At 52.2% G+C, this 26,881-nt stretch carries 25 protein-coding genes; 9 read left to right on the top strand and 16 right to left on the bottom strand.

The window, feature by feature from the left end:
* Positions 1-95 precede the first annotated feature (95 nt).
* Positions 96-1,016 carry an aldo/keto reductase gene (locus AB4Z33_RS03860; RefSeq protein ID WP_442048642.1) on the top strand — a complete coding sequence of 307 codons (921 nt, stop codon included), beginning with the start codon at positions 96-98 and terminating at the stop codon, positions 1,014-1,016.
* 81 nt (positions 1,017-1,097) lie between these two features.
* On the opposite strand, the gene AB4Z33_RS03855 is transcribed toward AB4Z33_RS03860, so the two are convergent.
* From AB4Z33_RS03855 to AB4Z33_RS03835, 5 genes are all read right to left on the bottom strand, one after another.
* Positions 1,098-1,640, bottom strand: a complete 543-nt coding sequence (locus AB4Z33_RS03855; protein WP_442048641.1) for a GNAT family N-acetyltransferase — start codon at positions 1,638-1,640, stop codon at positions 1,098-1,100.
* Between the two features lie 27 nt (positions 1,641-1,667).
* Positions 1,668-2,480 carry an aminoglycoside N(3)-acetyltransferase gene (locus AB4Z33_RS03850; RefSeq protein WP_442048640.1) on the bottom strand — a complete coding sequence of 271 codons (813 nt, stop codon included), beginning with the start codon at positions 2,478-2,480 and terminating at the stop codon, positions 1,668-1,670.
* 483 nt (positions 2,481-2,963) lie between these two features.
* Positions 2,964-4,364: a hypothetical protein gene (locus AB4Z33_RS03845; protein WP_442048639.1), complete on the bottom strand. Its 1,401-nt coding sequence runs from the start codon at positions 4,362-4,364 to the stop codon at positions 2,964-2,966.
* Positions 4,365-4,428: 64 nt separating this feature from the next.
* Positions 4,429-5,202: a DODA-type extradiol aromatic ring-opening family dioxygenase gene (locus tag AB4Z33_RS03840; protein ID WP_442048638.1), complete on the bottom strand. Its 774-nt coding sequence runs from the start codon at positions 5,200-5,202 to the stop codon at positions 4,429-4,431.
* A 21-nt stretch (positions 5,203-5,223) separates the two neighbouring features.
* The gene (locus tag AB4Z33_RS03835) at positions 5,224-5,886 is read right to left on the bottom strand and encodes an alpha/beta hydrolase (protein ID WP_442048637.1); all 663 of its coding nucleotides are present in this window, start codon (positions 5,884-5,886) and stop codon (positions 5,224-5,226) included.
* 169 nt (positions 5,887-6,055) lie between these two features.
* Between AB4Z33_RS03835 and AB4Z33_RS03830 the strand changes: the two genes are divergently transcribed.
* Positions 6,056-6,604, top strand: a complete 549-nt coding sequence (locus AB4Z33_RS03830) for a helix-turn-helix domain-containing protein (protein ID WP_442048636.1) — start codon at positions 6,056-6,058, stop codon at positions 6,602-6,604.
* Between the two features lie 65 nt (positions 6,605-6,669).
* Here AB4Z33_RS03830 and AB4Z33_RS03825 read toward each other — a convergent pair whose 3' ends face one another.
* Positions 6,670-7,431: an SDR family NAD(P)-dependent oxidoreductase gene (locus AB4Z33_RS03825; RefSeq protein ID WP_442048635.1), complete on the bottom strand. Its 762-nt coding sequence runs from the start codon at positions 7,429-7,431 to the stop codon at positions 6,670-6,672.
* Between the two features lie 204 nt (positions 7,432-7,635).
* Here AB4Z33_RS03825 and AB4Z33_RS03820 point away from each other — a divergent pair, with 204 nt between their 5' ends.
* The gene (locus AB4Z33_RS03820; protein WP_442048634.1) at positions 7,636-8,244 is read left to right on the top strand and encodes a TetR/AcrR family transcriptional regulator C-terminal domain-containing protein; all 609 of its coding nucleotides are present in this window, start codon (positions 7,636-7,638) and stop codon (positions 8,242-8,244) included.
* Positions 8,245-8,260: 16 nt separating this feature from the next.
* Positions 8,261-9,082, top strand: coding sequence for an alpha/beta hydrolase (locus AB4Z33_RS03815; protein WP_442048633.1), 822 nt, complete (start codon positions 8,261-8,263; stop codon positions 9,080-9,082).
* Between the two features lie 53 nt (positions 9,083-9,135).
* On the opposite strand, the gene AB4Z33_RS03810 is transcribed toward AB4Z33_RS03815, so the two are convergent.
* The 6 genes from AB4Z33_RS03810 to AB4Z33_RS03785 form a co-directional block, all read right to left on the bottom strand.
* Positions 9,136-10,131 (bottom strand): FecCD family ABC transporter permease, encoded by a 996-nt coding sequence (locus AB4Z33_RS03810; protein ID WP_442048669.1) that lies wholly within the window; start codon positions 10,129-10,131, stop codon positions 9,136-9,138.
* Positions 10,132-10,135: 4 nt separating this feature from the next.
* A complete protein-coding gene (locus tag AB4Z33_RS03805) occupies positions 10,136-11,107 on the bottom strand; it encodes a FecCD family ABC transporter permease (protein ID WP_442048632.1) in 972 nt (323 codons plus the stop codon).
* A gap of 19 nt (positions 11,108-11,126) precedes the next feature.
* Entirely contained in the window at positions 11,127-12,140 is a 1,014-nt protein-coding gene (locus AB4Z33_RS03800; RefSeq protein ID WP_442048631.1) for an ABC transporter substrate-binding protein, read from the bottom strand.
* Between the two features lie 128 nt (positions 12,141-12,268).
* Positions 12,269-13,846 (bottom strand): helix-turn-helix domain-containing protein, encoded by a 1,578-nt coding sequence (locus AB4Z33_RS03795; protein ID WP_442048630.1) that lies wholly within the window; start codon positions 13,844-13,846, stop codon positions 12,269-12,271.
* Between the two features lie 164 nt (positions 13,847-14,010).
* Positions 14,011-16,233 (bottom strand): glycoside hydrolase family 3 N-terminal domain-containing protein, encoded by a 2,223-nt coding sequence (locus tag AB4Z33_RS03790; protein WP_442048629.1) that lies wholly within the window; start codon positions 16,231-16,233, stop codon positions 14,011-14,013.
* 18 nt (positions 16,234-16,251) lie between these two features.
* The gene (locus AB4Z33_RS03785; protein ID WP_442048628.1) at positions 16,252-17,604 is read right to left on the bottom strand and encodes a glycoside hydrolase family 30 protein; all 1,353 of its coding nucleotides are present in this window, start codon (positions 17,602-17,604) and stop codon (positions 16,252-16,254) included.
* A gap of 140 nt (positions 17,605-17,744) precedes the next feature.
* Between AB4Z33_RS03785 and AB4Z33_RS03780 the strand changes: the two genes are divergently transcribed.
* Positions 17,745-18,533 (top strand): helix-turn-helix domain-containing protein, encoded by a 789-nt coding sequence (locus tag AB4Z33_RS03780; protein ID WP_442048627.1) that lies wholly within the window; start codon positions 17,745-17,747, stop codon positions 18,531-18,533.
* Between the two features lie 64 nt (positions 18,534-18,597).
* Here AB4Z33_RS03780 and AB4Z33_RS03775 read toward each other — a convergent pair whose 3' ends face one another.
* Positions 18,598-18,954 (bottom strand): nucleotide excision repair endonuclease, encoded by a 357-nt coding sequence (locus tag AB4Z33_RS03775; RefSeq protein WP_442048626.1) that lies wholly within the window; start codon positions 18,952-18,954, stop codon positions 18,598-18,600.
* Positions 18,955-19,159: 205 nt separating this feature from the next.
* Here AB4Z33_RS03775 and AB4Z33_RS03770 point away from each other — a divergent pair, with 205 nt between their 5' ends.
* Entirely contained in the window at positions 19,160-19,465 is a 306-nt protein-coding gene (locus AB4Z33_RS03770; RefSeq protein WP_442048625.1) for a phasin family protein, read from the top strand.
* Positions 19,458-21,152 carry an ABC1 kinase family protein gene (locus AB4Z33_RS03765; protein ID WP_442048624.1) on the top strand — a complete coding sequence of 565 codons (1,695 nt, stop codon included), beginning with the start codon at positions 19,458-19,460 and terminating at the stop codon, positions 21,150-21,152. Before AB4Z33_RS03770 ends, AB4Z33_RS03765 begins: the two co-directional genes overlap by 8 nt.
* Positions 21,153-21,299: 147 nt before the next feature.
* Here AB4Z33_RS03765 and AB4Z33_RS03760 read toward each other — a convergent pair whose 3' ends face one another.
* From AB4Z33_RS03760 to AB4Z33_RS03750, 3 genes are all read right to left on the bottom strand, one after another.
* The gene (locus AB4Z33_RS03760) at positions 21,300-22,784 is read right to left on the bottom strand and encodes a protein adenylyltransferase SelO (protein ID WP_442048623.1); all 1,485 of its coding nucleotides are present in this window, start codon (positions 22,782-22,784) and stop codon (positions 21,300-21,302) included.
* A gap of 20 nt (positions 22,785-22,804) precedes the next feature.
* Positions 22,805-23,266: an SRPBCC family protein gene (locus AB4Z33_RS03755; RefSeq protein WP_442048622.1), complete on the bottom strand. Its 462-nt coding sequence runs from the start codon at positions 23,264-23,266 to the stop codon at positions 22,805-22,807.
* A gap of 119 nt (positions 23,267-23,385) precedes the next feature.
* Positions 23,386-24,306 (bottom strand): helix-turn-helix transcriptional regulator, encoded by a 921-nt coding sequence (locus AB4Z33_RS03750; RefSeq protein ID WP_442048668.1) that lies wholly within the window; start codon positions 24,304-24,306, stop codon positions 23,386-23,388.
* A 144-nt stretch (positions 24,307-24,450) separates the two neighbouring features.
* Here AB4Z33_RS03750 and AB4Z33_RS03745 point away from each other — a divergent pair, with 144 nt between their 5' ends.
* Together AB4Z33_RS03745 and AB4Z33_RS03740 are read left to right on the top strand one after the other, a co-directional pair.
* Positions 24,451-25,182 carry an alpha/beta fold hydrolase gene (locus AB4Z33_RS03745; RefSeq protein WP_442048621.1) on the top strand — a complete coding sequence of 244 codons (732 nt, stop codon included), beginning with the start codon at positions 24,451-24,453 and terminating at the stop codon, positions 25,180-25,182.
* Positions 25,183-25,285: 103 nt separating this feature from the next.
* Positions 25,286-26,731: a DEAD/DEAH box helicase gene (locus tag AB4Z33_RS03740; protein ID WP_442048620.1), complete on the top strand. Its 1,446-nt coding sequence runs from the start codon at positions 25,286-25,288 to the stop codon at positions 26,729-26,731.
* The last annotated feature ends 150 nt before the right edge of the window (positions 26,732-26,881 follow it).

Genomic DNA, 26,881 nt, shown 5'->3' with positions numbered 1-26,881 from the left:
CCGTTGCCCTGTGCAACAATAGAGGGGATGGGCCTTGAGCCATATTCACCATACACAATCCCATTATCAACCCAAACCTATGGAGGTATATGAGCATGAAAACAATGAAGCTTGGAAGCAGCAATTTAGAAGTACCCGTTATTGCAGTAGGCTGCATGCGACTTCCGTCGCTGGACAAGCAGCAGGCCGAACGTTTCGTACAGACTGCGCTTGATGAAGGCGCTAACTTCTTCGAACACGCCGATATTTACGGCGCCGGCAAAGCCGAGGAGCTATTCGCAGAGGCGGTACATATGAGCCCGAGCGTTCGGGAGAAGCTTATTCTTCAATCGAAATGCGGCATCGTGCCGGGCGTCATGTTCGACTTTTCGAAAGAGCATATTTTGAGCTCCGTTGACAACATTCTGAAGCGTCTGAATACGGATTACTTAGACACGCTGCTGCTGCACCGCCCGGATACGCTCGTCGAGCCGGAAGAGGTAGCGGAAGCGTTCGACCTGCTGGAGAGCTCCGGCAAGGTGCGCCACTTCGGCGTCTCCAACCAAAATCCGATGCAAATTCAACTGTTGAAAAAATACGTGAAGCAGCCGCTTATCGCGAACCAGCTCCAGCTCAGCATCACGAATGCGACGATGATCTCCCAAGGCTTCAACGTCAACATGGAGAACGGTGCCGCAGTTAACCGCGACGGAAGCATTCTCGACTTCTGCAGATTGCACGACATTACGATTCAGCCTTGGTCTCCATTCCAATACGGTTTCTTCGAGGGCGTATTCCTCGGCAACGAGAAATTCCCCGAGCTGAACAAAAAGATCGACGAAGTCGCCGCCAAATACGAAGTTACGAACACGACGATCGCTGTCGCTTGGCTGCTTCGTCACCCGGCGAATATGCAACCGGTCATCGGCACGATGAATATCGATCGGCTTAAGGATTGCATCAAGGCGGCCGAGATCCGTCTCACTCGCGAAGAGTGGTACTCGATCTTCCTCGCTGCTGGCAATATCCTTCCTTAAATCGAACGGATGGCATAACATGGACACCCTTTGGCTGCAAAGGGTGTCCTTGTTGCTTAATTTGTCAGCCAGCCACGCCTATTAACGTGGTTCATCCGACGTTATGGCGAACAAATGATGATCCTCCCACACGCCGTTAATATAAATATACCGCTCTGCCAACCCCTCAAGCCGGAAACCCGCCTTCTCCAGCACGCGTCTCGAGCGCATATTTCTAGGCATCACGCCGGCCTGCACACGGTGCAGACCAAGCTCATCGAACGCTTGGGCCACGCATAGAGATACCGCTGACGTCGCATACCCTTTGCCGTTATGCCGCTGATCGATGAAGTAACCAACATTAGCATGCTGTGCTGGTCCGCGTGCAATTCCGGTTAATGCAATTCGTCCGACCAGCTCGTCCGTCTCTTCGGCGAAAACGCCGTATACGTAACCCTTATCGTCGACAGCATCACGTATGTTGACTGCAATCTCGCTCTGCTGCCCTTCAAGCGTAAAGTGCTTTTCCTCTCTAATCGGTTCGAATGGCTGCAAAAAAATGCGGTTTCTCAATCTTAAATCAAGTAGCGAGGCGGCGTCCTCCGCCTTGATGTTGCTTAAGTAGATAAGATTGCTGTTGCTCATGTTGATCCGCGCCTTCCTCTCCGCTAATTAGTTCATCGTCCGATTATTCGCCAACCACTCTACCGCGAAGTCAACCGCTTCCTCCATGTCGAACAAGAAGCAATCGGCATTGCCTACTTTGCCAAGCCTTGTAGCTCGCTCGTTTCCAAACTGCTCGCCAAGCTTATCGAAATCACCTGAATCATAAGCGCAGTCGGTGAACCACTTCCACGTCCGCTCGCCATCCTCCATGATCGCCGTACCCATCCGCTTCGTTGGCATGTCCGGTAGGATAGCTTCAGCCAGATGGAAGCTCGTGCAAGAATCGTATCCCACGCCGAGCAGCAGCACCTTGGCCCCGCCGCGGTACAGCTTGCCGAGCGGCGAATCCATCCCGAATTGCGGCGTCAGCGGGTGGCTGTAGACGATCTCAGCTGCTTGCCTCCCACTCGCGCAGAAGGAAACTTGCGGATGCGTTGATCTTATCGTTCCAGGGTGCGTCCGGAACAATTCGGCAACCCGCCCCATCCCCCTTGTCGGCGTAATAGTTGGATCGAAAGCAGGCAACTCGTTATAGATAATCTCGATCCACTCCTCGGGCACTGGCGGGTTCCCCCACTCAGCGGGATCACTCCAGTCTCCGCTCTGCGCCGGCATAATGAGCGTACCCGCTTCGCCTACCGCTTGAAGCAGCGCCTGTACGACCGCTTGAGCCCCGCCGCACACCCACCCCAAGGCAGATAACGAGGAGTGGACGAGAAGCATGTCTCCTTCATGAACGCCCAGCGTCCGCAATTGATTCACAATCATATTTACCGTAATGGGAAGCTTCGTACGATCGATAATATTTTGTTCACTCATGGTGCATCACTCTTTTCATAACCGTTACCGTAACGGCCTTCTAGGAATGCAAACATTATATCGCGTGGGTGAAGAGCGAGCAAACGAGGTATGCTTTAAGCGCCGTTACGAATGAGGCAGGGTGCAAATGAGCAGCATGTTGCCTTCCGGATCGTAGACGTGGCAGCCGCGCATTGCCATCTTCTTCTTCATCCTCACTTAACGTCAATTTCGATGCGGACTCGTGTGCAGATTTAAATATCTGGAAATTCTCCTGTTAAATCTGCTCATCCCGCCGTCTATTAGCAATTAAATGGAATTCCTCCCGTTAATATGACCCTCTTCCCTTCGAATCGGTGATACCGATGAAATTAACAGGAGGTATTCCTTTTATTTTCGGTTTATCCTGGCATTCTCCAATAAATAACTGGAGAAATTCCCTTTATTCCATACAAAAACGGCTGCGCCGCCTTCGACAAGGGGGCACAGCCGTTCATCATACGTCTAGATCCGTATCACCAGCATAAAAAGAAGCAGCAGCACCGCCATGCAAGCGGCGTACTTGTAATTGGGCGACGCCATCTCGAATACGGGCTTCTTGAACAATCCGGCCAATAAATTATTGACCGCCGAGGCCGGAGAGATCGGGTTGGATAATGCCCAGCCGCCGAGCAGGAGGATGGCATAGTCGTTCGCGCTCATCTGAATGGCGCCAGGGTCGATGCCTGTCGCAAATATTGTGACGAGCACGATTGGATGCAGACCGATAAGTGCAGAAATAATCATAAGAATAACGACCATAACCGAGAATGACAGCCAGATAGGAATCGGTATGCCCGCAAGCAGCGCAGGCAAAGAATCGCCAATCCCCGTCGCGCCGATCGAACCGCTGAAGAAACCCGCCGCAAGAAATAGCGTGATCTCCTTCTTCAGCGATGGGAGCGTCACCTGCATATGATTCACAAGGCCTTGCTTGTAAACGGAGCCTTGCCCTTGCGCCAAGCACCAGAGGAGCGGAACAACGACAGCTGTCATGCAAGTGATCAGAACCATCGGCAGATCAATGATCGATTCCATAATTAGAATTACGGCAATCGCCGTAGCGAGATATATCCCGAGCCCGATCGGGAATCCGCCGCCTCCTTGCTGTTCTTCCGCCTCCGCTTCCGGTTTCGCGGAACTTTCTCCAGACTCACCCTGTTGATCACTCAACGGAGCAGACTCTTTCTTCACTTCTCGCTCCGGATCAAGCAGCTTCCGCAAGTCTACCCCCACGCTCACTAGAAAGCTTAGCAACGACAATACAATTAAGTACGGAAGCAGCTCCGACCAACGTACCCCAAGCGCCGAGGTGATTAACGCCATCGCCGCAAAATAAGGCGACCAAACAATCGCCCCGGCAAATCCGCGATTCAGCGCATTCGCAAGCAGCTTCGAGATGCCGGCTGGCCGCGGCTTTACGAAGGCCAAATGATACACGACGGATATAGAGCCTACGTTGATAAACGCGCCCATGATCTGCGTCAGCAGCTGCGTGCCTGCATATAAGACGATACCGCTCTGCACCTTCGTCTCGTAGAAACGCCGCAACGCCGCAACGTACTTCGGCAGCCTCACGGGAATACCGAACAACGGCGCGAACGCAAACAAAGTGACGATCGTCGCATTCATGCCGGCAGCGCTCCACCACATGCGGGCGTCCGCCTTCTGAACGAGCATAAGAACAACACCGCCGACTACGAAGGCGGATGTCAGCAGAAGCGTGACTCCTTTTAAGCGGGGAAGCAGCACCGCAATTGCAACAAACACCAGAACGCCAAGCACGGCGGTAAGCATCTCCCAGCCCGTAAACTGCTGCAAGATGAAAACCGCCGCTAAAAGTAAAATAATCGATTGATCCAGCATGGTTCGGTAAGCAGATTTGATGCTAACCGCCTTCTTTCCTTATGTCTAATTCGTCTCCGAACCCTTAACTGAACTGCCAGCAGCTTAAGCTTAGATTACCATATTGATAGCTGCGATGGAGCAATTTTGCCTCACGCGTGCGATCTCCCGCCCCCATTGCCAGCAGCAGCGGAATGAAATGCTCGTTCGTCGGAACAGCCTCCTGCCCATATGGCGCCAGCTCTCTATAACGGAACAGCTCTTCGGTATCCCAAGTCTCCAGCTTGTCTTGCAGCCAATTATCGAAGCCCTCGGCCCAGCTGTCCGCCGCTTCCGCTCCCCAATTCACTCTGCGCAAATTATGAACCGTTCCCCCGCTGCCAACAATAAGAACGTCCTGCTCCCTCAGCTCCGCTAATGCTTTGCCGATCTCGTATTGCTGCTCGTTGGTCAAATAACGGTTGACGGATAAAGCGACGACCGGAATGTCCGCATCCGGATACACCAGCTTCAGCACAGCCCAAGCTCCGTGATCGAGACCTCTTTGCTCATCCCGAACGCTGTCAATTCCGTGCTTGCCGAACAGCGCTTGAATTTGCTCAGCTATAGCGTGATCCCCGCTTGCCGGATAAGTCATTTCGTACAGCTCAGGCTGGAAGCCGCCGAAGTCGTAGATTGTGCTGTACGTGTCAACATCGCTTACCGTCTGCGTGTTTTCTTCCCAATGCGCCGAGAACAATACGATCGCTTTTGGTTTTACAGGCATGCTTTGGGCGAATTTTTTCAAGAAACGGGTATAATCCACTTCATCAAGGACGAGGGACGGGGCACCATGGGCCATAAAATAGGAAGGTATCATCTTTTCATTCACTCCTTATTATTATTGGATTGATCGCAGGTTCGCGTCTTTTATAAGCCATTCGGTAAAATCACGTTGGTTCTCTTCAATTACTCCATGGTCGGACGGGTACGTCTTGAACGTCAGCTTCGGCGTCAAGCTCTCGAAGTAAGCCGATGTCTCATGCCCGATACGTATCGGGAAAACGGAGTCAAACTCGCCATGAGAAACAAATACCGAGATATTCTCCACGCTCTTCAGAGGATATTCCGTCTTCACAAATTCAGGTACGTAGCCGTTCAGCGCGACAATTCCCTTCAACTGATCCCCCATCGTGAGAGCCAGCGTCATCGACAAGATCGCGCCTTGACTGAAGCCGAGCAAATAACGTCTATCCGGGTCGACTGCATATTTCTCAGTTGCATAGTCGATGAACGACTCAAGCTGCCGTACGGCACGGTCGAACGTTTCGCGGAGCGGATTGCCGAGGCTTTTCAGCTCATAATATTGATAGCCTGCCCCGAGCAACAGATCGCCTCGAATACCGATTATGATAAACGATTCCGATAAAGGAGCGACTAAACCGAACATATTGTGCTCATTCGAGCCTTTGCCGTGCAGAGTGAAGATCGTCGCGTATTTCTTGTTCGCATCAAAATTGGGTGGAAAGTGAATGTCATACGCATAGGCTGGATTTGGATTCATAGTTGCACGCCTCCACTTCATTTTATAGGGTGTTGCTCTCTTCGGTTATTTTAAATAAGTATATAACTTTTATATTGCTAATATTATTCCGAAAAGAGTGGCGTGTCAACTAATTTATTGTTAATATGAATTTATATTCTTTATTACAAATATTCCGAGGTGAAATCGAATGGACATCGGTTCGAATATACGCGCTATCCGCAAGCGCAAAAATATTACGATCGCACAGATCTGCGAGGAAACAGGCTTGTCGCAAGGGTTCATGAGCCAAGTCGAGACGAACAAAACTTCGCCTTCTATCGCAACGCTGGAAAGCATTGCAGGCGCACTGAAAGTCCCGCTTGCCTACCTGCTTCTTAAGAAGGAAGACCGCATGCATATTGTGCGCAAGAACGATCGGAAAATAACGACGAGCGGAATACATCAGTTGAAGGTAGCGCATCTAAGCGCCACTAAAAACGTTCGCATGGTGCTTGTTGAGCTCCCTCCCGGAGCTTCCACAGGAGAAGCCCACGCGCATGAGGGCGAGGAAGTGCATGTCGTGCTCCAGGGCACGATATATGCCGAGCAAGGAGAGGATGCCGCCGAGTTCCATGAGGGGGACTCCTTCAGCTGGAACGCTTGTACGCCGCACTTGGTCAAGAACATCGGCGAGGAGCTGGCGATCGTGCTCATCTCCATCTATACGGAAACGGAGCTTGCTCCGAACTATCAATAATTATCAACAAAAAAGACACTCCCTCAACACAGGCGGTTGCAAGGAGTGTCTCTTCATTATTCGGATTATTTCGTAATAGCCCCGCCATCGATCACAAGCTCTTCGCCTGTTACGAACTTCGACTCATCGGAGGCCAAATATAGAACGCCGTATGCAATGTCCTCCGGATCTCCGGCATGCGGAGGAAGAGGCACGGCATTTTTGTAAATATCGCCGGCGATCTTCGCGAATTCGCCCATAATCGGCGTCTTGATCGGACCCGGATGGATGGAGTTCACACGAATATTGTCTTTTGCGAATGACTGCGCCGCATGCTTCGTCAAGGAGCGAACTGCGCCTTTGGAGGCGCTGTATGCCGCACCGTTACCGTCCGCATTCTCTCCGCCGACAATGGCTGCGATGGATGAAATATTAACGATCGAGCCTTTGCCGTTTTTCTGCATTTCCGGAATAACCGATTTCATGCCAAGGAATACGCCCGTTGTATTAATCGCCATCACTTTGTTCCAATCGTCGACGTCAGCCTCTAGAATCGTTTTGGCTATATGAATACCCGCATTGTTGACGAGAATATCGATTTTGCCGTATTTCTCTAAAGTAAGATCAACGACTTGCTTCCAGCCTTCTGGCGAGGATACGTCCAGCTTCACCGCTACTGCGTCTCCGCCGTTTGCATTAATTGCGTCGACTCCTTGCTGCAGCAGTTCGAACTGTACGTCCGTTGCAACAACCTTCGCTCCTTCTTTGGCGAACAATTGCGCATCCGCCAAGCCCATTCCGCCAGCAGCTCCTGTAATAATCGCTACTTTGCCTGATAATCTTCCCATATTTATCATCCCTTCGCTCATAGTTGTCACGCGTGAAGCGCTCTCACAAACAATGACCAAGAACATGTCATACGCTCTACGAAGTAGTATAATCAGGGTAGATAGGGTCAACAATATTCAACCTTTCACGGTTTTGTTCATTATCCAACAGCCTGCCGGCTGTATGTTCGATTACGTCTAATTAATGAACAGAGGAGGACCAAGATGCATAATGAGTCTTCTGATCGAAGAATTAAGAAGTCCAAGTCCGCTTTGAAAGACGCCTTGCTGACACTGATGGAGCGTAAGGAATTCGACGAAATTGCTATAACCGACATCGTCAAGCTGGCGGAGCTGAATCGCGGCACCTTCTATAAGCACTACCCTTACAAGGAAGAGCTGCTGGGCGAGATCCTTGAGGATATTACGGCGGATCTGATCGCATCCTACAGAGCGCCTTATCAGCACCAGCACACCTTCGAGGTCAAGAGCTTGCCTTCGGCAACCATTAAGCTGTTCGACCACGTCGAGCATTATGCGAAATTTTATAAGCTGCTGGTCAAGACGAACGCATTAGCCGATTTTCAAAATAAGCTGCATCTTGTGCTCAAGAAGCTGTTTCTCGATGACCTCACCGATATGACTCCCAACCCGCAGATTGACCAGGAGCTGCTCGCCGGCTATCGCGCTCACGGTCTTCTCGGCATGATCATTGACTGGATTAAGGGAGATTTCAAATACAGCTCGGCTTATATGGCTAAGCAATCGTTGGAATTCGTGCGCGCCAATCTAGAAAATAACGTATATATGTCGAACCTTACAAACAAAGATTAGCAAGGAGTTTCGTTCAATGCCATCTTATAACCAAGTGACGATTTCGAATACGATCTCAAAAGTTGTCGTCTCCCGTGGAGGACGCACGTATCACATTCTCATCAGCCTGCCTCTCCAGCCGGCGCCTCCTAGAGGGTTTCCCGTCATCTATTTGCTGGACGGCAATGCCGTGTTCGGCACGATGACGGAGGCGAACAGAGCGCAGTCCCGCTTCCCCGAACGGACAGGCGTAGATCCGGCGATCATCGTCGGCATCGGCTACGAAACGGATACTCCATTTCATCTATCGCGCCATTATGATTTCACTTATCCATCCCTTCCGTCCGAGCTTCCTCCCCATCCTGATGGGAAATCATGGCCAGAGCAAGGCGGCTCTGCTTATTTCCTTAGTTTTATTGAAGAAGAGCTGAAGCCGATGATCGAACGTGACTTCGCCGTCGATACGAAGCGGCAAACGCTGCTTGGCCATTCCTTAGGCGGCCTGTTCGTGCTAAACGCCCTCTTCTCTAAGCCGGACAGCTTCCAAACCTATATTGCCGGCAGCCCTTCTATTTACTGGAACGAGAAGCCGCTGCTTAAGCAAGAGCGAGCGCTTGCCTCGCTTCTGCCCTATGATAATGACGTGCCAATCAGGCTGCTCATTACGATCGGAGAGTTGGAGCGCGAGGCGGAGGGCCGCAATTACGAGAAAACCGAGGCTATGGCAAGTCGGTTAAGCCAGCTTAGTCCAACTCGGCTAAGCGTTGCTTTCAAGAGGTTCGAGGATGAAAGCCACATCTCCGTCCTGCCTCTCCTCATTAGCCAAGGTCTACGCTTCGCTATGCAAAAAACCTTATGAGACGCAGCGCGCGTTCATAAGGTTTTTCAATTTTTGAGTCTGCTGCGTCATATTCATACCTTCCGTCTCAGCAGCAAATAGATTAAATAAGGCACGCCGATCAAAGCGGCAATGATGCCGACAGGAATTTCCGACGGCGCAATATTGCGCGCTATGTAATCGGCAGCAAGCACAAGCAGCATCCCCAGCAGGCCGCTGACCGGCAGCAGCAATCGATTGTGTACGCCGACCAGCTGCCTTGCGATATGTGGAGCGATTAATCCGATAAACGTAATGTTGCCGGCAATCGATACACATGCGCTTACGAGCCCAACGCTGCACAGAATCATCCACATTCTCTCCCGATTGACGGCAACGCCTAAGCTGCGGGCCGTATCGTCGTCAAGCTGGAACAGATCGAGAATGCGATGCTTGTACAGGATGAAGGGAGTAAGCAGAAGCACCCATGGAAGAGCCGCGAGAATGTACGTCCAAGTCGCATTGTAGATGCTGCCATGCAGCCATATATTAGCCTTTTGGAAGTCATTCGGGTCCATCTTCAACGAGAAATAGATCGATATGGCGCTGAACCCCGCGGATACGGCGATGCCTATCAGAATGAATCGCGTCACATCGAGCATCCCCTTCCTCCACGAGAGGAAGAAAATGATTGCTGCCGCTGCCATCCCGCCTGCCCAGCCGAACAACGGACGAATCAATACGCTGTACCAATCATCCGTTACGACCGATCCTTGGGCGAAAAAAATAAAAATGACGATGCCCGCACCCGCGCCGGCGCTAATGCCCAATATGCCGGGATCGGCGAGTCCGTTGTTCGTCACGCCTTGTATGACCGCACCGGCGATCGCAAGGCCGAATCCAACRATAAGCGCCAATAYGATTCGCGGAAGCCGGTATTCATAGACGGTCATTGTAAAATCCTTCTCCACTTGCCTGCCAAGCAGCGTACGGATGATATCCGAGAGACTCATCTCCAAGCTTCCGCTCGTTATGTTCATATACACAGCCGCCAAGAGAAGGAAAGCGATAACCCCGATCCGAGGCATCATTCGTCTATACACCTTGAGCCCCCCCCTTCTTGTACACCAAATAAATAAAGAAAGGGATGCAAATGATCGAGATGACGATCGTAATCGGCGTTTCATACGGGTAGTTGAAGAAACGGCTGGCTATATCCGAGAAGCATAGAAACACGCCGCCAATAAGCCCCGAACACGGAATGAGCCAGCGATAATCCGTTCCGACCAGGAACCGAGCAATATGAGGCACCACCAACCCGATGAAGGCGATATTGCCGCCGATGGCGACTGCCGAGCCGGTCATTAGCGCAACCGCGAGCATCGCGGTCGTTCGAATAAGCATCGGCCGCATCCCTAAGCTCGCGGCAGTCTCCTCCCCTAATGACAGGATGGTAACGGACTTTGATATCGCCATCGAGGCGATCAACCCTGCCGCCGCAAAGGGAAGAACTAAGTACACGTCCGCCATATCCATCTTGTCGAGCCTCGAATTGTACCAGAAACTGACGCTTTGCGAGATTTGGAAAAAATGCGCCAGCGCGGCGGCCAGGCTGCTGAAGAACGTGCCTATGACGATCCCGATAATGGCAAGCCGCACCGGCTGGAAGCCGTTCGGCACAAGCCTCCCAATGCCGAACACGAACAGAATCGCTACGAGCGACCCTATGAAAGAAAACAACATAAGACCGAGAGAGCTTGCCGCAGCGGCTGTAATCATCGCAATTGTCACGAAGAAAGCCGAGCCCTCGGATACCCCCATAATCGAGGGAGAAGCCAAGTAGTTTCGCGTTACCCCTTGCATAAGAGCGCCCGAAACGGCAAGCAGGATTCCGATTATAACCGAGCCCAGCGCTCTGGGCAGTCTCGACGTAATAACGATATTGTCCGTAATGTTGCTTGAATCGTAGTGAAAAACAGCATGAACGACATCCTGTAACGACAGAACGGCTGCCCCGTAGCTGATCGATAAGAAAATACCGAGGGCCAGCAGTACAGGGCAGCTCATAACAATAATTAACTTTCTTCTATTCGGCATCGACCAATGTTGCCGTCACTTGCTCTAGGAACTTCGTTTTGCTCAAGATCGGCGTTCCGAACAAGTCCGGGTGAACCGGGTTCACAATGACATGCCCTTCTTTCACGGCGCTGATGCCGTTCCAAAGAGGCTTCGTTTTCAAGTCGTCGATCGCCTTCAGATCATTGAGCGGAACGAGCGCGAAGATATAGTCGGGATTCGCTTGCGCCACAACTTCAAGCGAAAGCGTCTCGCGGCGTTCGATATTGCCGATTACATCCGGAACGGTAAGGCCGAGTCCATCGTAAAGCACCGCGTTATATGTCGTTTGCGTCGAGTAGGCGCTTAGTCCGTACTCCGTGCTGATGCGCATGTAAACGACTTTTTTGTCCTTATTGGCAGACGCGCCGAGCTTGTCTTTCGACTCTTGGAGCTGCTTCTTATAAGCCTCGATTGCGGCTTTCGCTTCCTCCGCCTTGCCTGTCACTTCGCCTACGACCGTAATGTTCGCTTCGGTATCTGCACCGCTGAACGACAACGGAATCGTCGGAGCGATCTCTTCAAGCGGCTTCAAAGTCTCCGCATCCAATCTTGCTGTAGTGAGAATGAGGTCCGGCTTCAAGGCAAGCAATTGCTCCTTGTCCGGCTGTACGCCCGAATCAATCCATTGCACGCCTTCCAACGAATCACCGATCTCCTCTGGAATGCCATTCACGTACATATCTTTAGCTGCGGCATAAGGCTTCACGCCGAGCACATGCATTTCCTCCATCGCCTCAACGGCGAGAATGGCGATCTTCTCCGCTTTCTCCGGCACTTGATATTCCTTGCCCAAGTAAGTAACGGTCTTCAATCCACCTGTCTCTGTAACGCCTTCATCTTCTGCCTGCGCAGGCTCGTTCGTCGCCGTCTGTGCAGCTTCATTATTGCCTGTATTGCTATTGTCTGCTTGATTGCCGCAGCCCGCTACGATAAATACGAAGACGAGTAGCAAGATGAGTAGCTGTTGTGATTTCACTTTCATGTTCCCAATACCCCCGCTGTTAGTTAATGAATGCTTCTCATAATAATGATAATCATTATCACGATGACAATCATAACATGGGGGATAACCACCGTCCATTTCCTATTGTGACGATATCCTTTATGAAATTATGACATGAAGTGGCGCATGAGCAGCTCTAGCTGTACATGCAGCGACACGGGGTCCCAATTGTAAAAGATGCTGTGATCATTGATGAATACACGGTTTTTGTAGATGGCAGGAAGACTATTCCAGAAGTTTCCGTTCATGATTTTCGCGGCATACGGGCTGCCTCCCTTTTCCTCATAAATAGTCACAAAAATATAGTCGGCAGAATACAGAGGAAGCTCCTCGGGCGTTATCAGCTTGTACCATTGCCTTGCAAACAGCTCGCTTCGGACCCGCGCCGGCGGATTCAGCTTCAGCATATGGTAGATCAATTGGCCGCCTCTGCCGCCGGAGTCGCCGATGACCATAATTTTATCGTTCCAAATCTCAAGGATTAGTACCGTCTCATGGTCGCCTATCTTGTCGGCTAGCTGTCTTCTCGCCTGAACGACCTGCTCGTCCAAGCTTCCAAGAAGCTCATTGGCCTTCTCATTGGCATTCACGATTTCGGCGATGAACATGAACTGCTCACGCCATCCCAGCTTATTCAGCGAAAGCGAAATGGTCGGGGCAGTCCGCTTCAGATCGCCTAATTCCGGATAAGTATCGTAGCAAAAAATAAGATCCGGCGACGCATCCGCAACAATCTGATTATAGTGAAACGTATGCAGATCCATGAGCTGCGTCGATCCATCGCACAGGCTGTCTTTGTACAGCTCTTGAATATAGGGGTTAATTTTCGCTACGCTCGGGATTACGCCAAGGGCGAGCAAGCAAGCGGTGAAATGCGAAGAAACGGAAGCGATGCGCTTAGGCATCTGCAAATAGAAGGTCGGCGACACGCCTGTTACCTCTTTGAACTTGCGGCTTAAATAAAACTCGTTGCTGTAGCCGACGCGGTGGGCAATCTCTCTTAAGCTGCCTCTTGAGGTAAGCAAATATTGCTGCGCATTCCTGATTCTTAACTCGGTTAAGTAGCTGCTGAACGTGCTTCCCGTCACTTTTTTGAACAACCGCGAAAAATATTCAGGATTCAAATCGACCATTCTGGCAAGCTGATCCCGGTGAATATCTTCATGGTAATGGCTTTCTGTGTAGGCAATAATGCTATCAATAGCGGTTGTGTCCGGCTTCTCTTTGGACTCTTCATGCTCGTGGGAAATGAGAAACATCATTTCGTTGAACAGCATTTGTCGCTTGAAGTCCTGAGCAGCACTATGCACCCCGTTCATCAGCTCTATACTCTCTGCCAAATCCCTGAGCTGGTGGTAACAGCGCCGCGCCACTTCTCCATTATTGAACAGTCCGCCCTCTGGGACCCTTGCGCCCTTGGAATAAACGCCAATCGTCAGTTGATAAAACAGTAGTCCCTGTTCATGCCCGCTCTCTTCCGTATAGTGCATAGCCGTTCCCGGCTTGCAATAAACGACCATGCCCGACTTATCCAAATGATAGCTCTTGTTATCGATCCAGAGCTCCCCTGCTCCGTGTATGATAATGAGCAGCGTGTATGTGTCGAAGGTTAGCTTCTCGCGGGCAACCGAAGCATAGAGCTTTGTTAGCGATATATGTTCCAATTTAAGCACCTGTTGCTGCATCGCATTCCCTGTCCTCTCTCGTGTCGATCTAGACGAGCTGTTCCTCTAATAATAGCTTGTTGCCTATGAGAGTTGAAGGGGGAGTAAAAAAGAGGACAGCTCGAAGGTATGACTTCGAGCTGTCCTCTTTGATTGGAAAACACGCCGCTTGCTGACTGCTATTCCTATTCCACAACTTTGATCGTTATCGTCTGCCCCGCGCTTGCATTAGGGCCGATCCATACGGTGAAGTCGCCTGGCTCCGTCGTCAGCTTCATATCTTGGTCCAATATAGCGAGAGAATCGCTTTGTACGTTCAACGTTACGTTTGCCGATTCACCAGGCCGCAGGCTAATCTTGCGGAAGCCGATCAGCTTCTTAAGCGGCTGAGTGACGCTCGCCACCTCGTCTCGGATATAACACTGTACGACTTCTTCGCCTTCGTGGTCTCCGGTATTCGTGACAGTCACGGACAAATTGAGATCGCCGTTCGCGCTCATGGACGTCCGGTCTGCCGTAATGGAGCTGTATTCGAAGCTTGTGTAGCTAAGCCCGTAGCCGAATGGGTATAGCGGCTCGGTAGTCGAATCGATGTAGTAAGAAGAATAGACACCCGCAGGAGGGCGGCCGGTCTTTTTGCGATAATAGTAGATCGGCACCTGTCCGACATTGTGCGGGAACGTAACCGACAGACGGCCGCTCGGGTTGTAGTCGCCGAACAGCACATCGGCGATCGCATGACCGCTTTGTACGCCAAGATGCCAAGCCTGGACGATCGCGGCAGCATGCTCTTGCAGCCATGGCAGCGCAAGCGGTCTGCCGCTCAGTACCACGGCTACGACTGGCTTGCCCAGCGCGGCGACGGCTTGCACTAGCTTGCGCTGCGCGCCCGGCAGATCAAGCGATGTCCGAGAGCGCGATTCGCCGCTCATCTCGAGCGCTTCGCCCAGCGCCAGGACGACGACATCCGCTTGGCGCGCCGCTTCCAGCGCGGCTTCGAAGCCGTCTTCGCCGTCCGCGTCGATGGCGCAGCCTTCCGCATAATGGATGGCTGCTCCCGCTTCTGCGCCTGCCGCTTGGCGGATGCCTTCGAGCAGGCTGATCACATCAGCCGGATTGCCGTCCATTGCCCAGCAGCCAAGCGGGTCTTTGCTGTTGTCCGCAAGCGGCCCGATCACGGCGATCGATACGCCTTCCTTGCGCAGCGGCAGCACTTGCCCTTCGTTGCGCAGCAGGACGATCGATTCTCTCGCCGCCTCGCGAGCGAGCTCAGTGAAAGTAGCGCGGGCCTCGGCAGCCGCTTCGGCAGGTGGAATAGCGACGTACGGCTGCTCGAACAAGCCTAGCTTAATCTTAACCGCGAGAATACGCAGCACGGACTCGTCGATAAGACGTTCCGGCACGCGGCCTTCGCGGACAAGCTTCGGCAGATGGCGCATATAGAAGCCGGAATGCATGTCCATGTCGCAGCCCGCAAGGATACTGCGTTCGGCCGCTTCTTCCTCGCTGCCGGCTACGCCGTGCACGATCAGCTCTTGCAGCGCATTGTAATCGCTCGCTACAATGCCTTCGAAGCCCCATTCGTCGCGAAGAATCGTCTTCAATAAGTATGGATTAGCGCATACCGGTATGCCGTTCACTTCATTGAACGATGCCATGATGCTAAGCGCGCCCGCATCAACCGCTTCGCGGAACGGCGGCAGTATCACTTCGCGCAGCACGTGGTCGGACAGATCGACCGTGTTGTAATCGCGTCCCGCTTCCGCAAGGCCGTAACCTGCAAAGTGCTTCGGACAGCTAGCTGTCGCCTGGCCTGCTCCGTCATCAATCTGCGCGCCCTCTACCCACGCCTTGGCGTACTGCGATGTCAGCAGCGGATCTTCGCCGATGCTCTCGGCGATGCGTCCCCATCGCGGATCGCGACTTACGTCGATCATCGGCGCGAACACCCATGCGACGCCATCGGCAAGCGATTCGCGGGATGCGGCTTCCGCCGTGCGCCGCGCCAAGTCTGGATTCCACGCCGACGCCTGCGCCAGCGGAATCGGGAACACCGTTTTGTAGCCGTGAATGACATCGCGGCCGATCAGCAGCGGGATCTGCTGTGAGGTATGCTCTTGAATGGCCCGTTGCAGCTCGTTCGCTTCCTCTGCGCCGGACAGATTGAAGATCGAGCCCACTCGCCCTTGGCGAATTTCTTCCAGCAGCAGATCGCGCTGAGATACACCCGTCTCGGGGTTAATCGGGTTGAAGCCCCAGTCGTACTGTGTCATCTGGCCGACCTTGTCCTCAAGCGACATGCGGGACAACAGCTGCTCCGCCTGACGGACAATGTCCGGCGTCATCCATTTGCGCGGAGAGACTGCTTGTGCTGGGGCCGAGGTCGTTACTGGCTGTTCCATTTTCATTTTCGACATACCCTCCTATTACAAGCTTGGGAAAATCAGCGTTTGGATAGAATGCGCAGGAATGCTGCCCTCGGCGATTTGCTCGCGGTTGCGAAGCAAGTAAGGATGCGGCGCGTCCGAACGGTTCAGGACAACGACAACGAGCTCGCCGTTCGTATTCTTGAACGCCGTCGTTTGCAGCGCTTCCGTATATTTCGTGCAGCTGACGCGAATCGCGCCCGGACGGATATATTTGCTGAAGTGGCCAATGTAATAATACGACGACTGGAACGTAAGCGAATCAGACTTCGTATCGACGATGATCGGCGCGTCGCAGTAGTTGCCGACGTGATTAGGTCCGCCCTGCTCGTCAAGCACGATGTTCCAATCCGTCCAGCCGGACATGCCGTTGTTCAGGTTGCCCATAATATCATGCGCGTAGCGCTCTCCGCTCTTCCACGAGCCGAGCTGCACGCCGCCTTCATGGCAGCCTTCCGTGAACATAAGCGCTTTGTCCGGGTAGCTGCGGGATACGGCATCAAGCGCCTCGAAGTGATCGCCGGAGTACCAATGGAAGCCAATGCCCCAGATATACTTAGAAGCTTCGGCGTCATCGAATGCCGTCTTCGCGCGATCATATACGCGCTCCTTGTTATGGTCCCAAATCATGACCTTCACGTCTTTGCGCCCAGCCTTGTGCAGCTCCGGTCCAAGATAATCACGCACGAAGTCGCGTTCTTCCTCGGCGGTGTAAATACAGGAATCCCAGATTTGGACAGCCTTCGCTTCGTTCTGAACGGTAAGCCCCCATACCGGCAATCCTTCCGCCTCGTAGGCCTCGATGAACTTCAAGTAATAACGCGCCCATACGTCGCGATATTCCGGCTTCAGCTTGCCGCCGTTATTCATCTCACCGTTGGTCTTCATCCATGCCGGAGGACTCCACGGGGATGCGTAAAAGGTGAAGTTATCGCCTGCAAGCTCTCTCGCCTGGCGAATATATGGAATGATAACCTCGCGGTCATGGCTAATGTCGAAGGTGCTGAGCTCCGTATCGCCATCTTGCACGTAGGAGTAGTTGCCCAGCGCAAAGTCGCAGCTATTGATATGAGTGCGGCAGATCGTATAACCGATACCGTCTTTCTCGTCATAGTAAGCATTCAGAATGCGCTTGCTATTCTCGTCGCTCAGCTTCGACGCCGTAACGGCCGACGCCTCGGTAATCGCGCCTCCGAAACCGATGATCGATTGATATTCGACATCCTCATAAACATTAATGATCTGATTCTCTACGCCAGCTTTATCTTCGCGCAGCTCAAGCGGCGCGATCTCCGTCAATCGGTCTTGATTGCCTTGCGAGGTTTGGATTGTTCTAATCGTACGTGTAGACATATGGAGTTCTACTCCCCTTTCGTAATTCGTGATGCTTTTATTATAATAGGAGTGAGACCCGCCCTTGAAGAAACAATATGGTCGAATATATCAACAATCTGATTGATTATATTAAAAAGCGTATGAGAGGAGAATGAACGATGAGCGCGCTTAATATCCAATTAAGCGAATACTCCAAGCATGTCGAGCCGTTTCGCCAATATTACGGCAACGGTCTGGACACCTATATTATTCGGCTACAAATTGAAGGAATATGTGAAGCGCTCATCGACGGACAGATGAGGGAAATACGCCCGGGCCATCTCATGCTGTGCAAGCCCGGCGATATCTACGATCTGCGCATAGGCTTCGGAGCAAGAGGAGCACAACTGTCTAGCGACTACTACGTAATGGGAAACGGACCGGGTATGCGGGAGTGGTGGGAACAGCGCATGCGACCGACATTGTCCATGATCGCCGAGGACAGCAGACTGAAAGCAATCTGGCATCAGATCGTTCTCGAGAAACGTCGGCTGGACGGCGGACACAAGAATATTGTCGACTCTCTTGTCTGGTCGCTGCTCATGCTGATCGACCGCGCCCTCGACGAAGCGCCTGACATTCCGTCTCCGCTTGCCTCTCATGCGCTGCGCATGCGGCAATATATCGAGGAGCATACCGCCGAGGAAATCACCCTCGCGCAGGTCGCCCATCATACCGGACTTAGCGTGTCTCGCGCCGTCCATCTGTTCAAAGCGCACTTCGGTATATCAATTATCGGCTATGCGCAGCAGCTCCGGCTCAGCCACGCCGTGAAGCTGCTCGATCACAGCCAACTGTCCTTGGAGCAGATCGCGGCGGAAGCCGGCCTCGGCAGCTACGCTTACTTCCATCGGCTGTTCCGAGATCGCTACGGCATCTCGCCCGGTGCTTATCGAAAGAAGCAGTAACCAACAAAAAAACCAGAAGCGACCCGCGCTCCTGGTTTCTATGGCTTTTTCCGCCAACTGTTCCTTATTTGTAATACACCTTGTCCTCGTTGTACTTCGCCTTGAATTCATTAATCGCATACGTTTCGTAGATGTCCCGATCCACTGCGCTTTCCACGACGTAAACCTCTATCTTATGCACTTCGTCCCGATGCTTCTTCATTGGCGATACGGAATCTTCGAAATGCTTCTTAATTCGCGGTCTTATTTTCCTTGCCTTGCCCACGAACAGCAGCTCGTCCTTATCATTGTAGAACATGAAGAAACCACCCAGCTCTCTCGTAATGAGATGAAATTGAGTGAATCCGTAAATGTTGCTTTCCTGCGGGTTGTCTTGCTTGAAAATCGTCACGTCCGGCGTTGGCAGCGTAATGTTGATCATATCGGTTCATTCCTCTCTATATGGATATCACGGTTATAACCCTTGTCCCATGCATTCTATATTACCACATGCTAGCAGAGAACGCGCATGCTGCATCAGAACTTCGAATGGCGTGTCTGCCAAAGCTGGCATTTTTTTATATTTCTCGCCGATATGAGAATACTATCCCCAAAGTCAGATTTTTAGGCAGGGAGATGGGATGAAAATGAAAGACACGATTGAAAAAATGTTTTCGCTAGGAGTTGGCGTCGTCGTTGCCGGCAAGGAGCAGGTTGAAAAAACGGTTGAGGAGCTAGTAAAAAAGGGAGAGGTCAATCGGGCAGAGTCCAAAGAGTTGATTGACCGGCTTGTGAAAAAGGGCGAAGAAGCTCGCCAGCAGATGGAAGCGGCTGCGGCTGAACGGCAATCCTCTCCCCTGGGCGACAGTCAGCAATGGGCTACGCGGGAGGACATTGAGCGAATTCACGAGAGATTAGATGCTCTAGAGCGTAGGGACCGCAAGGATGAGTAACGGCTTGCCCCGTTTCGGCATTAGCAAACGAATCCGGCAGTTGAAGCGCTACCGGACGATCGCGTCTGCTTTTGCCCGCAACGGTTTAGGGTACATTTTCCACGATATCGGACTTCATGAGAAGTTCTCTTTATTCGGGCACGGCAAGCGCAAAGGAATCGAGGCCAAAAGCATCGGCGAGCGCATCCGGCTCATCCTGGAGGAATTGGGCCCGACGTTCGTGAAGCTGGGGCAGATCGCCAGCACGCGTCCCGACTTGATTCCTCCCGGCATCTTGTCCGAGCTAGAGCGGCTTCAAGATCATGTGCCCGCATTCTCCTATCGGGAAGCCGCACGCATCATAGAAGAGGAGCTCGGAGAAGAGCTTGGCAGACTATTCCTCGAATTCGCGGAAGAGCCCATGGCTGCCGCCTCTATCGGACAGGTGCATCGTGCCGTGTTGAAGGACGGAACGGTAGTCGCCGTTAAAGTGCAGCGTCCCGGCATTCATGCGCGGATCGAAACCGATCTAGACATCTTGGCTGATGTCGCGCGAGTAGCCGAATCCCGGCTCGAATGGGCCGGCGCCTATCGGCTCGGCAGCATGGTCGAGGAGCTCGGCAAGGCGCTTCGATCCGAACTCGACTATACCGTTGAAGCAAGGAACGCGGAGCGATTCGAAAGCCAAAGCAAAGCTCTAGGGGACGTAAGAGTTCCTAAGGTATGGCGTGACTATAGCTCGAGACGGGTATTGACGACAACCTATATGGAAGGAATTAAGCTTTCCGACAAGGAGCAGCTTATACAAACCGGAATTGACCTGCGCGTGCTGGCGGAGCGATTCACTGCGATTATTTTGCATCAGGTGCTGATCGACGGCTTTTTCCATGGCGATCCTCATCCCGGCAATGTGCTCGCACAGAAGAACGGCTTGCTTGTCATGCTGGACTTCGGCATGGTGGGGAGGCTGACCCCTGAAGCGAAGAAACATTTTGCCTCCTTCGTCATTGCTCTGAGGAATCAGAGCACAAGAGGCGTCATTCGCGCCATTAGCCATATGGGAGTTGTGCCGGAGGATGTGAATAAGGATGAGCTGCACCTCGATGTGGATGCTCTAAGGGATAAATATTACGACGTACCCTTTAACCAAATTAGTATGGGTGAGGCGGTGCAGGATTTGTTCGCGGTCGCGCTTCGGCATCGCATCCGGATTCCCGCCGAGCTGACGCTGCTGGGCAAGACGCTGCTCACGATGGAAGGCGTCGTGTTGTCTCTAGATCCGACATTCAGCGTATTCAACGTGGCTGAGCCTTTCGGCAGGAAGCTGCTGCTCGAGCAGATCAACCCTGTCCAGAAGCTGAAGTCGTGGATAGATGAGGTCCCTGATTATGTGGATTTGGTGCAAGACATTCCGATCGTGGTGAAGGAACTGGTCGCGTCGATGCGTCAAGGACGGCTGAAGGTGGAGGTTGGAATCCCCCAAGTGGATAGCTTGATGAAACGAATGGATCGGATCAGCAACCGTCTATCGTTCAGCATCGTATTGCTCGCTCTTAGCATCGTAATGGTTGGATTAATCATCAGCGCAGCCTTGAATCATGCGCAGACGTTATTCTGGGGCATTCCCATCATCGAGATCGGGTTCGTCATCGCGCTGCTCATGTTCTTGTGGCTAATCTTCGCTATACTCCGTTCCGGCCGATTCTAGCCTGACAGCTACTCGGCCGGTCCTATTCAGATCGGCGGCGCACACCGTCTTACCTTCCTTATGTCCTCCCTCTCCCAGCTTCAGATAATCTACTATGATATAAAAAGCGCCTTGTCGCGGGCGAACACGACAAGGCGCTTATTTTAATTAGGTACCGCAGAACGTCTGGTAGCCGCCTGACGACAGATCGGGCAACGAGCAATACGTTTCCTGTTCAGGCGAGTACGCAAAAGGCGTTGAGAGCGCTTGAAGCAGCCGCTCCATAACACTGTAATCGCCTAGCTTCACGGCGGCATCCAGTGCCTCCTCAACTCGATGATTACGAGGGATGACTGCTGGATTGCTGCTGCGCATGAGTGCATAACTTTTGTCTAAAGTCTGCTCCTGCTTGCCCAGTCTAGCCTGCCAGCGTTCCAGCCAGCGTTCGAATCCGGAGCTGCCGGACAGACCCGTCACAGACTCGGGCTTATCCATTGAGAGTGCGCGGAAAGTATTCGTATAGTCCGCGCCCTTCTCCTGCATCATGGCGAGAAGGTCCATAATTAGCGATTCGTCCTCCTGGTCCTCGCCGAAGAGGCCAAGCTTATCCCGCATTCCTGCAAGCCAGTAGCTTTCATATAACGGAGCAAACTGCTCTAACGCCTCTTGGGCAAGCGGTATCGCCTGCTCTTGATCGTCGTTCAGCAGCGGCAATAGCGTCTCGGCGAATCGAGACAAATTCCACACGGCAATATTCGGCTGATTGCCATAAGCATATCGACCATGGGTGTCGATAGAGCTGAACACCGTTGCCGGATCGTACGTATCCATGAAAGCGCACGGCCCATAATCAATGGTCTCGCCGCTTATCGCCATATTGTCCGTATTCATAACGCCGTGAATGAAGCCTACGAGCTGCCACTTGGCAATAAGCGAAGCTTGGCGCTTAATGACTTCTTGCAGCAGGCGCAGATAGCGATCCTCATCTTTACCATCTATATCTTGATAATGTCGTTGCAGCGTATAATCCGCAAGCGCCCGAAGCTCCTCGATCGTTCCCCGATAAGCCGCATATTGGAATGTGCCCACGCGCAGATGACTTGCCGCCACGCGAGTCAGTACCGCACCCGGCAACATCCTCTCGCGGACGATCGATTCACCCGTCGTCACAACCGCAAGACTACGTGTCGTCGGTATACCAAGCGCATGCATCGCTTCACTGATGATGTATTCGCGCAGCATCGGACCAAGCGCAGCTCGGCCGTCGCCGCGGCGGGAATACGGCGTTGGGCCGGAGCCTTTCAACTGTATATCAACCCGCTCGCCATTCGGCGTAAGGTGTTCACCGATCAGCAGCGCGCGACCGTCGCCCAGCATGTTGAAATGGCCGAATTGATGGCCTGCATAAGCTTGGGCAAGCGGCAAAGCGCCCTCAGGCACTTCATTCCCGGCAAGCACCGCCAGGGCCTCTTCGCTCCGCAGCCCCTCAGCGTCTAGCCCCAATGCTGCCGCAAGCGGTTCATTAAGGATGCTGATCTCGGGAGCGCTCACTTCGGATGCGTTCAGTCTTGTATAATATAACTCCGGCAAACGGGCATAGCTGTTATCAAAGTTCCAGCCGCCTGCTGTTATGGATGGTTTTTTTATCGTCATAGGTATCTCCTTCGCGCGAATTAGCGCTCAATGTGAGCGTATGGGGCTTTGTCCGCTACAAGATTCAAACGAATGCCGTGCTCCAGCCATGCTTTTAATCCGCATAATACGATCGTGAAGCCTTCCGTTGAACCGATGGCTTGCCCCACGATCTCGTCCGCGTCCCCTTGGAAGCCCGTATCGGTTATCGTGACGAACGTCTCCGTCTCGGATTGCGGAGTGAAGCTAAATTCAACAAAGGTGCCCCAGTCGATCACGATTCGCTGATTAGGCTCCAGTTCGATCACTTCCACGCTGGCCGAAGCGCCGTACATTTCCCAATCCCACCGGACGCTCTTCCCCGCTTCCAATCTGCCGCTTCCCTTAGTGAACCAGAATTGCGTCGTAATTGTCGGATCAATGAAAGCCTCGTACACCTCTGAAACCGGCTTTCTGATGAGCATTTCCGCTTTTGCCACCGGCGCGTTAATCAACGTTGCCATCGTCATCTCTCCTCCTGCATAAAAAAAGTTATATAAAGACGTTTCTTTCATCCTTTGGAGCCCACGCGTATATGTGCTTGAAGTATAAACGAATCAGATGTAAATTACAAAAACAGCATTCAGGGATACAAAAAGCCCATGGCTTCGATTTTCCCCCTCATCCACTGAATCGCTTCCTTCGGCCCTAGCACGGTAACATCCTCTCTCAGCTTCCAGATTAAATCCATATAGAATGGCAAGTCCTTAGAAGCAATCGGAACGTCAGCCGACCCGCTTCCATCATCCCCGCGTTGCAAGTAAGGAGCAAACCGGGCGTTCGATTCGAGATGCCATAAGCCTTCGCTCGTAAGTGATAGCCGGAGCACGATCCCCTCCGACGGATCGGTTACGGGCTTATCCAGCAAGCTTAGCTGATCGACGTCTTCCCGGCATCGAATAGACGCGTTAAGCACAGCCGTTCGTATTCGGTCTACCCGGAATTGCCTGATCTCCTTGCGCTTGAAGCAATAGGCGGGACAGTACCAGTAGCCTGAGCTGGCGTACAGACCGATAGGCTGAATGTCGCGCGTGGTCACGCCGTTTCCGGAGCTATATTCGACCGTCACAATGCTCGGTATCATAATCGCCTGCATCATCGTGTTCAGTACCTCCGTGGACATCGGACGGTACGGACTCCAAATCATGACCTTATTCTTGAGACGATCGATCCGCTCCCTGGCATCGGCCGGCAAATAGTGATAGAACTTATGCAAAGCGGTTGTGGCACCGTCACCGAAAGGCACCGTGCTTAAATAATCGAGCGACTGGCAGGCGAAGAATAAAGCGACGGCCTCGCTTTCGGTGAAGCTGATCGGCGGCAGCAGCCTTTCCTGCAGCAGCCTATATCCTCCGCCTCTTCCCTGAACCGAATACACGGGAACGCCAAGACTGCTTAATTCATCCAAATCGCGGGCAATCGTCCGCTTCGATAAGCCGAACTCATCAGCAAGCTCCTGCACGGTGAATGATTTTCTTGCGTTGATCATCATAATGAGTTGGATTAATCGCTGTGACTTCTGCAGAGTAAGCCCACCTCTAATTCGTATTTATTTTTATCTTATCCATATAATAAGACATTATTTGTCTTGTTTATAGATTAAGGTTGATTTAGATATCGATTGGGACGATACGAGGAGGAGAAAAAAATGATGGATATTCATCGGTTTAAGCAAGACAAGATAGCTCTCGTATTTATACATGGCGCCGGGCTGGATAGCCGAATCTGGAAACAAGTAGCGGACGGCATGAATTATCCTTGCCTCCTGGTTGATTATCCGCATCGCGGGGACACCGGCGGATCGCTGAAGGATCTGCATTTGAAAGATTACGTCGCCCATATACGAAGACAAGTGGATGAACAGAACTATCAGAGGATTGTGATTGTCGCACATTCTTTAGGCGGCGTTCTCGGCCTCCGGCTTGCTGCCGAAATGCCCGAGCAAGTTAAGGGCTTCGTAGCGATCGGAGCGGCCATACCGAAAAATGGCGGATCATTCGTATCTATAATGCCTTTTGCCAAGAGACTATTGTTATCGGTGATCATGCGGCTCGCAGGGACGAGACCGCCGGAATCGGCTATCCGATCCGGTATATGCAATGACTTGTCGCCCGAGAGTGCGAACGAGATTGTACGCAGGTTTACACCTGAATCGGTATATGTGTATTCGGATCGATCCGAGGCGCCTGTTCCGAGCGTGCCGAAGCTATTCATCAGGCTTACACGGGATAAGGAGCTTGCTCTTGCCCTGCAGCAGCAAATGATCGCCAATCTGTCTCCTGAGCAGGTGCATAGCCTTGAAACGGGCCACCTCCCCATGCTCAGCGACCCGAATGGCGTGAGACATGCCATAGAAATTTTTTTGCAGACCGTGGAATGACCTTCTGCAGCCAAATTCAGAGTATAATAGATCAGAATAGGGTTGTTGCAAGGTGGAAACCTGTAGATATAGGTATTCAAATATAAGGTAGAAGAGGTCAGCAATGAGCGAGAAACAGTTTACGGATTACGGACTAAGTGAGGAAATAATGAGGGCGCTGAACGGCCTCGGCTACGAGAAGCCTACGGAGGTCCAGACGGAGGTTATCCCCGTTGCGCTGGAGAAAAAGGATCTTGTCGTCAAATCGCAGACCGGCAGCGGCAAGACAGCGGCATACGGCATTCCGCTCTGCGAGCTCGTCGATTGGAACGAGAATAAGCCGCAGGCGTTAATTCTGACGCCAACAAGGGAGCTCGCCGTGCAGGTTAACGAGGACTTGACCAATATCGGCCGATTCAAGCGAATTAAATCAACGCCTCTGTACGGGAAACATCCGTTCCATATGCAGAAGGCGGAGCTCAGACAACGAACGCATATGGTTGTCGGCACGCCGGGGCGCGTGCTGGATCATATCGAACGCGGCTCGTTATCGCTTGATCGCATCGCCTATCTCGTTATCGATGAAGCCGATGAAATGCTCAATATGGGATTCATCGAGCAAGTTCAGTCGATTATCGGGGCATTGCCTAGGGAGAGAGTCACGATGCTGTTCTCCGCTACTTTTCCAGAGGATGTAGCCAAGCTGTCGCGCAAATATATGAGCGATCCTGCCCAAATCGAGATCAAAGCAAGCGGCCTCACGACAGCGACCATCGAGCACGCCCTTATTCAGGTGATGGAAGCGGACAAGCTGGCTGTGCTTCAAAATCTGCTTATCGTCGAGAACCCTGACAGCTGCATCGTTTTTTGCCGTACGCAGGAGCATGTCGATCAATTATTCCGCGAAATGGCCGAACTCGATTATCCTTGCGACCGCATTCACGGAGGAATGGAGCAAGAAGAACGGTTCGAGGTCATGAATGCGTTCAGAAGAGGGCAATTCCGTTATTTGATTGCGACGGATGTAGCTGCCAGAGGGATCGATATTACGAACATTACGCATGTCATTAACTATGATATTCCGTTGGAAAAAGAAAGCTACGTCCACCGCACAGGCCGTACCGGACGAGCCGGCAAGACGGGCAAAGCGATTACGTTCGTCACGCCTAGAGATTACAGTCGATTAGCAGATATCGAGGCTTATATCGGTTTCGAGATTTCGAAAGTGAAAGCCCCGTCCGAAGAAGCGGTGGAGCGACGCAGAGATGAATTCGAGCAGAAGATCAATATCGGACCGGAGCTCAAGAAGGATAAGCGCGAGCAGTTGAGCAAGCAGATCATGAAGCTTAACTTCAACGGCGGCAAAAAGAAAAAGCTTCGCGCCGTCGACTTTGTCGGAACGATCGCCAAGCTTGACGGTGTGTCTGCGGACGATATCGGGATCATTACGATTCTCGATCATGTATCCGATGTTGAGATTCTGAACGGCAAAGGTCCTCTCGTGCTTGAGCTGATGAAGGACACTACCGTTAAGGGCAAGCTGCTTAAAGTACGCAGAGGCAAGAAATAGACATCTCACATATAACGGCATTTCGTCGAACTAAATAGGTTGGTTGGTGAACAAGCTAGCGTTTAGCGGCATTTCGTCAAACTAATTAGCCACTTTCTGATCAAAAGTCCAAAACCTCCATTTTAGCGGCCCGAAATCGAACTATATGAA

The sequence above is a fragment of the Paenibacillus sp. 2TAB19 genome (genome assembly GCF_052115185.1).
Classification (GTDB): Bacteria; Bacillota; Bacilli; order Paenibacillales; family Paenibacillaceae; genus Pristimantibacillus.
This window is presented reverse-complemented; position numbering and strand designations above follow the sequence as displayed.